We start from the raw sequence: 8,207 nt of genomic DNA, 5'->3' as shown, positions 1-8,207 counted from the left end.
ACCGAAACGGCAGGCTTCTTGCCCCGCCAGCGCGCGCTCCCGGTATGTCCTTCTTCGACGACCTCTCCGCCCGCATCGACGACGCCGACAGCGTCGTCTCCGTGGGGCTGGACGCCGACCCCGACCGCATCCCCGAGTTCCTCGACGACCACGACCTGCCGCGCTGGGCGTTCAACCGCCGGATCATCGACGCGACCCACGAGCACGCCGCCTGCTACAAGCCAAACGCCGCGTTCTACGAGGACGCCGACGGCTGGCGCGCGCTCCGGGAGACCGTCGCCTACGCCCACGGGAAGGGTGTGCCCGTCCTCCTCGACGCGAAACGGGGGGACATCGGCAACACCGCGCGGCAGTACGCGCAGGTGTTGGACGAGGTGGACGCGATCACCGTCAACCCCTACATGGGCGGCGACTCGCTCCAGCCGTTCCTCGCCGAGGCCGACGCGGGCGTGTTCGTGCTCTGTCGGACCTCCAACCCCGGCGGCGCGGACCTGCAGGACCTCGAACTCGACTCCGGCGAACCGCTGTACGAGCGCGTGGCCGCGCTCGCGGACACGTGGAACGAGCACGGCAACGTCGGCCTCGTCGTCGGCGCGACCGCGCCCGAGGAACTGGAAGAGATCCGCGAGACGGTTCCGGACATCCCGTTTCTCGTCCCCGGCGTGGGCGCACAGGGCGGCGACGCCGAGGCCGCGGTCGAGCACGGTCTCGCGGCGCGCGAGGGGGCGAGCGTCGACGTCGGGCTGGTGAACTCCTCGCGCGGGATCATCTTCGCCGGCGAGGAGGTCGGCCGGAACACCGTCTCCGGCGCGTCGGGCGGGCGGGCGCCCGACGAGGACGCGTACTTCGCGGCGGCGGGCGACGCGGCCGCGCGGCTGAAGAAGCGGCTGAACCAGTACCGCTGACGATCGACCGCAGGGAAATCGTTCTCGGCCGCGCCCGTTCTACACCAACTCCGCGCCGTTTCCGGTCCACGTCCGGTAGGCGCGGGCGTCCTCGCCGTTGTCCGCGAACGCCTCCACCATCGCAGCCGCGACGGCGCGCCGGCGCCCTGCCGGACAGACCGCGAGCACGCCCGGGCCGGAGCCGCTGACGGTGACGCCGTGGGCGCCGGCCTCGCGGGCCGCCTCCACGGCGTCCTCGTAGCCGGTGATCAGCGCCGCGCGGTTGGGCGTGACCACCTCGTCGGCCATCCCCGCCCCCACGAGTTCGGGGTCGGAGCGACACATCCCGACCGAGAGCGTCGCGGCGTTGCCGACGGTGGTGACGAGCTCCTCGATCGTGAGGTGGGTCGGCACGACTTCGCGGGCCTCGCGGGTGGAGATAGGCTCCTCGGGGAGACACGCGACCAGCGGGACGTTCGTCTCGATCGAGCGGACGCCGTTCTCGGTCGCAATCGTGAAGCCGCCGAGCAGGGCGGGAGCGACGTTGTCGGCGTGGGCGGCGCCGGAGACGACCGCCTCGCCCTCGGCGGCGATCGGGACCAGCTCCTCGCGGGAGTAGCCGCGGTCGTAGAGGTCGTTGAGCGCGAGCGCCGCGCCCGCGGCCGAGGCTGCCGAGGAGCCGAGACCGGAGGCGGGCCTGACCCCCTTGTCGATCTCGATGTGGGCGGGCCCGTCGAGCGCGTCGGCGAGGGCGTCGACGGTGTTCCGGTCGGGGTCCTCGGGGATGAACTGGGCGCCGGCGCCGGTCACCTCGATGGTGGTGTGGTCGGCGCGCTCGACCCGGACGATATCCGTGGGGTGGGAGAGCGCGACGCCGAACGTGTCGTAGCCGCTACCGAGGTTCGCGCTGGTCGCCGGCGCGCGGACTGTTCGCATGCGGAGTCGTACCGTGGTTCGCGCGAAAAAGCTGGCGCTCGGTCGCTACTCGTCGGCGGTGGCGAACAGCATCGGCGCGATCACGATCAGCCCCAGGCCGAGGAACAGGTAGAGCTTGGGGTTGATCGCCTGCGGGGTCATCACGAAGATCAGACCGAACGCACCGAAGTGCAGGCCGAGCACCTTCTTCGACCCGAGGCCGAGCAGGCCGAGCGTTCCCAGGGCGAACACGAGTAACAGCACCTGCCCAATGTTGTAGTTGAGCAGGAAACTGTCGATGACCTGGAGCGGGAGCATTCCTTACGGCTTCTCCGTCCGAACGGCGCTTTAAACTTCTGCTCTCGGGCGGCGCTCGGGCGCCGGCACGCAGGTGCGCGCCACATACATACGCTCGCGTGCGCTACGTGCGGGTATGACCGAGACAGCGACCGTCGGCGGCGGCTGCTTCTGGTGTGTGGAGGCGGCGTTCGAGGAGCGATCCGGCGTCGAAGACGTCACTTCCGGCTACGCCGGCGGCCACACCGAGGACCCGACGTACCGCGAGGTCTGTTCCGGGAACACCGGCCACGCGGAAGTGGTACGCGTCGAGTACGACGAGGACGTTCTGAGCTACGAGGACGTACTGGAAGTGTTCTTCACGATCCACGACCCGACCCAACTGAACCGACAGGGGCCGGACGTGGGCAGCCAGTACCGCTCGATCGTCCTCCCCCACGACGAGGAACAGCGCGAGATCGCCGAGGCGTACGTCGAGGCGCTGGACGAAGAGGGCGGCTACGACGACGAGGTCGTCACCGAGATCCAGCCGCTCGAGACGTTCTACCGCGCCGAGGAGAAACACCAGAACTACTTCGAGAAGAACCCCGACGACGCCTACTGCTCGATGCACGCGACGCCGAAGATCGAGAAGGTCCGCGAGAAGTTCGAGCAGAAGGCGCGGGCAGAGTCGGACTGAACACGCCGTTTCTCGCCGATATCGTCGCCGTCACACGGGAGCTAGCGGCCTCCACGCCTGGTGAGCACTCCGTATCCCGGCCGAGAAAACGGTCGCCTCCCCAACTATTATTAGATATCATGTCAACTGATGTGGCATGGGAGGAAGGTGTTACTTCTGCGACGGAAAGGTCGTCGACGGCCAAAACGGAACCTACTGCACCCAGTGTGGCGACTGGTTCCACGGCGACTGCCTGAAGAAGAACGGGCTAACCGAAAGCGGCGGGCTGCTCAGTTCGGCGAAGGCGAAGTGCCCCAGCTGTGGCCACGTCGGAAAGGTGTAACCGAGAGACGGCGAGCGCTGAAGCTGATACTGCTCGGCGGCCGGTCAAGCCACCGGATACCGATCGAGCGGCTGGCTCAACTCTCCCCGAGCCGTCTCGACAGCTCCGCGAGGAGCTCCTCGGATCCGTCACACACCACGTCACACGCCGAGAGATCCGTCCCCGCGTTATGATCGACCCGGAGCCCGACGACGACCATTCCTGCCCGTTCGGCCGCGAGCGACCCGTTCCGTGAGTCCTCGACGGCGACGCAGTCCACCGGATCGACGCCGAACCGCTCCGCGGCCGCCTCGTATATCGCCGGCTCGGGCTTGCCGGGACCGTCGACCTCGTCGTTCGAGAGGATCAGGTCGAACTGCAGGCCGAACCGGTCGAGCACGTACCCCATCCACGTCGGCGGTGACGAGGAGACGAGTCCGACCGGGACCCCGGCGTCGCGGGCAGCCTCCCGAACCTCGGCGAAGCAGTCGAGTAGTTCGACCTCCTCCCGATAGACTGTCTCGGCGGTCTCGTCGTACAGATCGACGAACTCCGATTTCGACACTCGCGTCTCGTAGTTCGCGTCGAGGTAGTCGTAGATCTCGCGGTACGGCATCCCCGTGATCTCGTCGAGGTCGGGGAGTTCGCCATCGAGCACCGCGGGCAGTAGCTCCTCGCGCTCGGCGCGGTGCCAGTAGTCCTCGGAGTCGACGACGACCCCGTCCATGTCGAACAGCAGCGCGTCCATGGTCGCCGTACCGTTGCCCGCGCCATCGCGTTTGGGGTTTCGCGCCGACGTTCAAGGCCGATGCCGGGACCACTCCCGCGCGTGACCGACCGGATCCGACTGTTCGCGGGCGACTGCACGATCGAGTTCGAGGGCGAGCGCGAGCGGACCCAGCGCGGCTACGTGGTCGTGGTGGTGAAGCCGGACCGAACCGTGCTGGTCCACGACGCCGACGGCTACCAGCCCGTGGCGTGGCTCACCCGCGCCGACGAACTGACGACCGAGACCGAGGGCGACTCCTTCGCGCTCACGGCCCGCCGCGGCGAGCAGGAACTGCGCGTGATCGCCGAGGCCCCGACGGGTCGGCGGGAGTTCCCCGCCAGCGAGGCCGGGGTGCCACTGGGTGAGTGTCCCGACTGCGGCGACGCGCTCGTCCGATCGAACGGCGAGGTGACCTGTCTGGGCTGTGAGGCGGCCTACGGGCTTCCCGCGGGGGCGACGGTGCTCGAGGAGACCTGCGACGACTGCGGGCTCCCGATGATGCGCGTCGAGCGCGGCGAGACGTTCGAGCTCTGTGTCGACTGGCGGTGTGACTCGCTGGCCGACGCCGTCGCCGACGCGCTCGACGGGCGGTGGGACTGCCCCGACTGCGGATCGCCGCTCTCGGTGGTGAACCGCGGGAACCGGCCGTTCCTCGGCTGCGACGCCTATCCCGACTGCGAGACGACGTTTTCGATCCCCGCCGGCGAGGCGGTCGGTGAGTGCCCCTGCGGGCTTCCGGTGTTCGAGACCGCGGCCGGGCGGCGGTGTCTGGACGGGACGTGTGACCGCTACCGCGAGGGGGTGACCGAGGGCTGCGCCGGCCCGTGATCGGCGCCGATCACAGTCCCTATACCCGCCGCCCCGGGACGTAGCCCCATGGACGGGACGCTTCGCGACGGCGTGGTCCGGCTCTCGGGCGACGCCAAACAGCGGTTCTACGACTCCGGGGGGTACGGCCGCCCGGCCGGCGGGAGCGACATCGAACTCGCGCCGGTCGAGGCCGCCCACCTGCTCTACCGCGGCGACCTCGACGTCGTCACGGGCGAGGACGGCACCCCGATGGGGTTCCGCGAGTTCCTCACCCGGACCGACGCGGTGCTCGCCTTCGTCGTCTACAAGGACCTCCGCGATCGCGGCTTCTACCTCTCGCCCGCCCGCGACGGCTGGGTCGGTGACGACGTCGACGACGAGACGGACTTCGTGGTCTATCCGCGTGGGAAGGGGCCGGCGGACGACGAGATCGCCCACCGACTCCGGGTCGTCGGCGAGCGCGCGCCGCTGTCGGCGGCGAGTATCGACGAGCACGCGCTCGCGGTCGTCGACGAGGACGGCGAACTCACCTACTTCGGCACGGAGTGGCTCTCGCCGTCTGGCACCGCGGACCCGCCGCTGCCCGACTCGCTGGACGCGACGCTGATGGACGATCGGCTGCTGGTGTGGGAGCCGCCCGAGGAACTGTACGAGGGCGGCTTCTTCGGGCAGCGATTGGCGGGGCGGAACGCCGACTCGGGACCGCTCCAGCTCTCGCTGCTGGAGGCGGCGTATCTCGCGGATCGGGGTTCGCTGGAGCTGGATCTCGCAACAGTACAGGGCCACGCCGAGGCGATCGAGGGCGAGCGGTTCCGCCGGCGCTACGCGGCGTACGAGTCGCTGCGTGAGGCGGGTGCGGTGCCCAAGTCCGGCTTCAAGTTCGGCGCCGACTTCCGGGTGTACGAGTCGTTCGACGGCGTCTCGGATCTGGGCCACTCGGACAAGCTGGTCCGGGTGGTCGAGCCGGACCACGAGTTCCTCCCCCGGGAGCTGTCGCTGGACGTGCGGCTGGCCGGCGGGGTTCGCAAGCGAATGGTTTTTGCGCTGACCGAGCCGACGGGAGAGATAGATTGGCTCTGCGTCGAGCGAATCACGCCGTGAGAAGCGGCGAGGGACACCGATGACCGAGGACCAACCCACACTCGAGACAGACGGGGGCACCGACAGCGTATCGAGCGACGACGTCGCCCTCGACCCGTGGGGTTCCTCGACTATCGAGGACTACCGCAAGCTGTTCGAGCAGTTCGGGATCGAGGAGTTCGACGCAGACGAGGTGCCGGACCCCCACTACCTGATGCGCCGGGGGGCGATCTTCGGCCACCGCGAGTACGAGCGCGTCGCCGAGGCGATGGCCAACGACGAGCCGTTCGCGGCGCTGTCGGGGTTCATGCCCACCGGCGACCCCCACATCGGCCACAAGATGGTGTTCGACGAGCTGATCTGGCACCAGCAGCAGGGCGGCGAGGTGTACGGCCTGATCGCCGACCTCGAAGCCCACTCCGCCCGGGGGATGTCGTGGGACGAGATCGACGAGCACGCCCGGAGCTACCTGCTCTCCTTCATCGCGCTGGGGTTCGACCCCGAGGACGGGGAGCTCTACCGCCAGTCCGACAACCGCGAACTGCAGGACCTCGCCTTCGAGATCGGCTCGACGACGAACTTCTCGGAGTTCGAGGCGATCTACGGCTTCGGCGGCGAGACGAACGTCAGCCACATGCAGTCGGTCGTGACACAGTTGGCGGACATCCTCTACCCCCAACTCGACGAGCCGATGCCGACGGTGATCCCGGTCGGGCCGGATCAGGACCCGCACGTCCGGTTCGCCCGCGACGCCGCCGCGCGGATGCGTTACTTCAAGGTGACCGAGGCGTTCGCGAGCTTCGAACTCGACGACGAGGAGCGCGCGCTGTTCCGTGATCTGTACGACGCGCTCGAGACGGACGACGACGTGGAAACCGAGGATCTGCGGTGTGAAGACGCCGCCGAGCGCCTCCTCGAGTTCGCCAACGATCCCGCGGCGCCCATCGGCGCCGACCCCGCGACCCGCGACTCGCTGGTCGAGAAGCTGGAGAACGGCGGCAAGGAGCCGATCCGCCCCCGCGTTCGCTTCCTCGACCGCAACGCCAGCGAGGCGGCGTTCGACGCGCTGATCGAGGAGATCCCCGGCGAGAAGCGACGCTACGACGCCCACATCGACAGCTTCGACCTCGATCCCGAGGAAGCCGAGGAGATCGCCCGCGAGGTCGAGATCGAGCACGACGGCTACGGCTTTCAGGCGCCGTCGTCGATCTACCACCGCTTCATGACCGGACTCACGGGGGGGAAGATGTCCTCCTCCATTCCCGCCTCCCACATCTCGCTGCTCGACGATCCGGAAGACGGCTACGACAAGGTGAAGTCAGCCGCGACGGGCGGCCGGACGACTGCCGAGGAGCAGCGTGAGTTGGGCGGGAAGCCCGACGAGTGTCCGGTGTACGAGCTGTACGCCTACCTGCTCGCGGAGGGGGACGACGAGTTCGCGACCCGGGTGTACGAGGAGTGTACCGCGGGCGAGCGGCTCTGTGGCGGCTGCAAGGAGCAGGCCGCGGAGCTGATGGCGGAGTTCCTCGAAGAGCACCAGGAGAAACGCGAGGAGGCGAAGGAACTGCTGGAGGACGTGGACATCGACTTGGGTAGCGATCGGCGCGGATTGGGTGGTCGGGAGGAAGAGGACGCGGTTTAGGTCGGATTTCTCGTCGTCTCTCTTTTGGGTGGCGTCGTCGGTACGGCTGCGAACGGTGCCGCGGAGTCCGGTGTTTGGGCTGCGAACAGGACCGCGGAGTGAGCATGACCACTTGTGACCGTACCGCCCCGCACAGCCCTCGAACCTCCCCAGCCGACTCCCTCCTTCGCTTCGCTCAGTCGGTCGTCCCTCGCGCTCGGCTCGCGCACGGAGGCGCTCGCGCTTCGCGCCGACAGCCACAGCGGTGCGGTAGCGGGGCGGTGGACGCCTCGCCGGCGCCGACCGTCGGCGCCGGCGGGGGGAGGGGTGGGGACTCGGTGCTGTGCCGGACCTCGTGTCCGGCGCACTGCGGTCGCAAGTGGTCAAGCATCGAGATGCTGTTGCCGTCGCGGTTCCAGTCCCCCAACGATCGAGACGCTGTCGCTGCCTCGGCAGTCGAGTGTCGAACTGTCGTCGAAGCACCTTCTCACTCCACACTGGAGCATGCGCTACCCACGACACAACCACTGAATCCGACCCACTCACGGAACCTTTTTGCGCGCTCGGGGGGTTGCTCCGCGTATGGCGCCCGACACCGCCGCCCGGACGCACCGCCACGCAGCCGACGGTCGCGGGGTCGGGTTCTTCTTCGCCTGATCGGTCGGCGGAGCCCGGCGCGGGGCGGTCCGGGCGAAACCGACCGAGCGGGCAGCACCGTTCCCCCAGCGACGCCGGGGCGACCACCAAACCACACTCACCACATGCGACTCCCCGAACGACAGGTCGCGGCCCTGCAGGCCGCGAGCGCGACCGACGCACAGCCGATCCCCGCTCTCGCCGACGAGGCGGGG

The 8,207-nt window shown here is 69.0% G+C and carries 9 protein-coding genes; 6 read left to right on the top strand and 3 right to left on the bottom strand.

Features of this window, described 5'->3' with window-relative positions:
- Nucleotides 1-44 precede the first annotated feature (44 nt).
- On the top strand, nucleotides 45-905 hold the full coding sequence (pyrF, locus tag ACFR9S_RS01300) for an orotidine-5'-phosphate decarboxylase (RefSeq protein WP_379817838.1): 861 nt from the start codon (nucleotides 45-47) through the stop codon (nucleotides 903-905).
- Nucleotides 906-944: 39 nt separating this feature from the next.
- Here pyrF and ACFR9S_RS01295 read toward each other — a convergent pair whose 3' ends face one another.
- Together ACFR9S_RS01295 and ACFR9S_RS01290 are read right to left on the bottom strand one after the other, a co-directional pair.
- On the bottom strand, nucleotides 945-1,820 hold the full coding sequence (locus tag ACFR9S_RS01295; RefSeq protein ID WP_379817836.1) for a homoserine kinase: 876 nt from the start codon (nucleotides 1,818-1,820) through the stop codon (nucleotides 945-947).
- A gap of 45 nt (nucleotides 1,821-1,865) precedes the next feature.
- Nucleotides 1,866-2,117 (bottom strand): hypothetical protein, encoded by a 252-nt coding sequence (locus ACFR9S_RS01290; protein WP_379730771.1) that lies wholly within the window; start codon nucleotides 2,115-2,117, stop codon nucleotides 1,866-1,868.
- A 115-nt stretch (nucleotides 2,118-2,232) separates the two neighbouring features.
- Here ACFR9S_RS01290 and msrA point away from each other — a divergent pair, with 115 nt between their 5' ends.
- Together msrA and ACFR9S_RS01280 are read left to right on the top strand one after the other, a co-directional pair.
- Entirely contained in the window at nucleotides 2,233-2,775 is a 543-nt protein-coding gene (gene msrA / locus ACFR9S_RS01285) for a peptide-methionine (S)-S-oxide reductase MsrA (RefSeq protein WP_379730770.1), read from the top strand.
- Between the two features lie 136 nt (nucleotides 2,776-2,911).
- Complete coding sequence (locus ACFR9S_RS01280) at nucleotides 2,912-3,097, top strand: hypothetical protein (RefSeq protein ID WP_379817834.1); 186 nt, start codon at nucleotides 2,912-2,914, stop codon at nucleotides 3,095-3,097.
- A gap of 76 nt (nucleotides 3,098-3,173) precedes the next feature.
- Here ACFR9S_RS01280 and ACFR9S_RS01275 read toward each other — a convergent pair whose 3' ends face one another.
- Nucleotides 3,174-3,824, bottom strand: coding sequence for an HAD family hydrolase (locus tag ACFR9S_RS01275; RefSeq protein ID WP_379730769.1), 651 nt, complete (start codon nucleotides 3,822-3,824; stop codon nucleotides 3,174-3,176).
- A 60-nt stretch (nucleotides 3,825-3,884) separates the two neighbouring features.
- Here ACFR9S_RS01275 and ACFR9S_RS01270 point away from each other — a divergent pair, with 60 nt between their 5' ends.
- The 3 genes from ACFR9S_RS01270 to ACFR9S_RS01260 are packed head-to-tail and all read left to right on the top strand — an operon-like array spanning nucleotide 3,885 to nucleotide 7,377.
- Complete coding sequence (locus ACFR9S_RS01270; RefSeq protein WP_379730768.1) at nucleotides 3,885-4,673, top strand: Sjogren's syndrome/scleroderma autoantigen 1 family protein; 789 nt, start codon at nucleotides 3,885-3,887, stop codon at nucleotides 4,671-4,673.
- A gap of 48 nt (nucleotides 4,674-4,721) precedes the next feature.
- Entirely contained in the window at nucleotides 4,722-5,756 is a 1,035-nt protein-coding gene (gene endA, locus ACFR9S_RS01265; protein ID WP_379817832.1) for a tRNA-intron lyase, read from the top strand.
- Between the two features lie 19 nt (nucleotides 5,757-5,775).
- Nucleotides 5,776-7,377 carry a tryptophan--tRNA ligase gene (locus ACFR9S_RS01260; protein ID WP_379730766.1) on the top strand — a complete coding sequence of 534 codons (1,602 nt, stop codon included), beginning with the start codon at nucleotides 5,776-5,778 and terminating at the stop codon, nucleotides 7,375-7,377.
- Nucleotides 7,378-8,207: the final 830 nt, after the last annotated feature.

Source organism: Halolamina salina (genome assembly GCF_042678005.1).
GTDB classification, from domain to species: domain Archaea; phylum Halobacteriota; class Halobacteria; order Halobacteriales; family Haloferacaceae; genus Halolamina; species Halolamina salina.
This window is presented reverse-complemented; position numbering and strand designations above follow the sequence as displayed.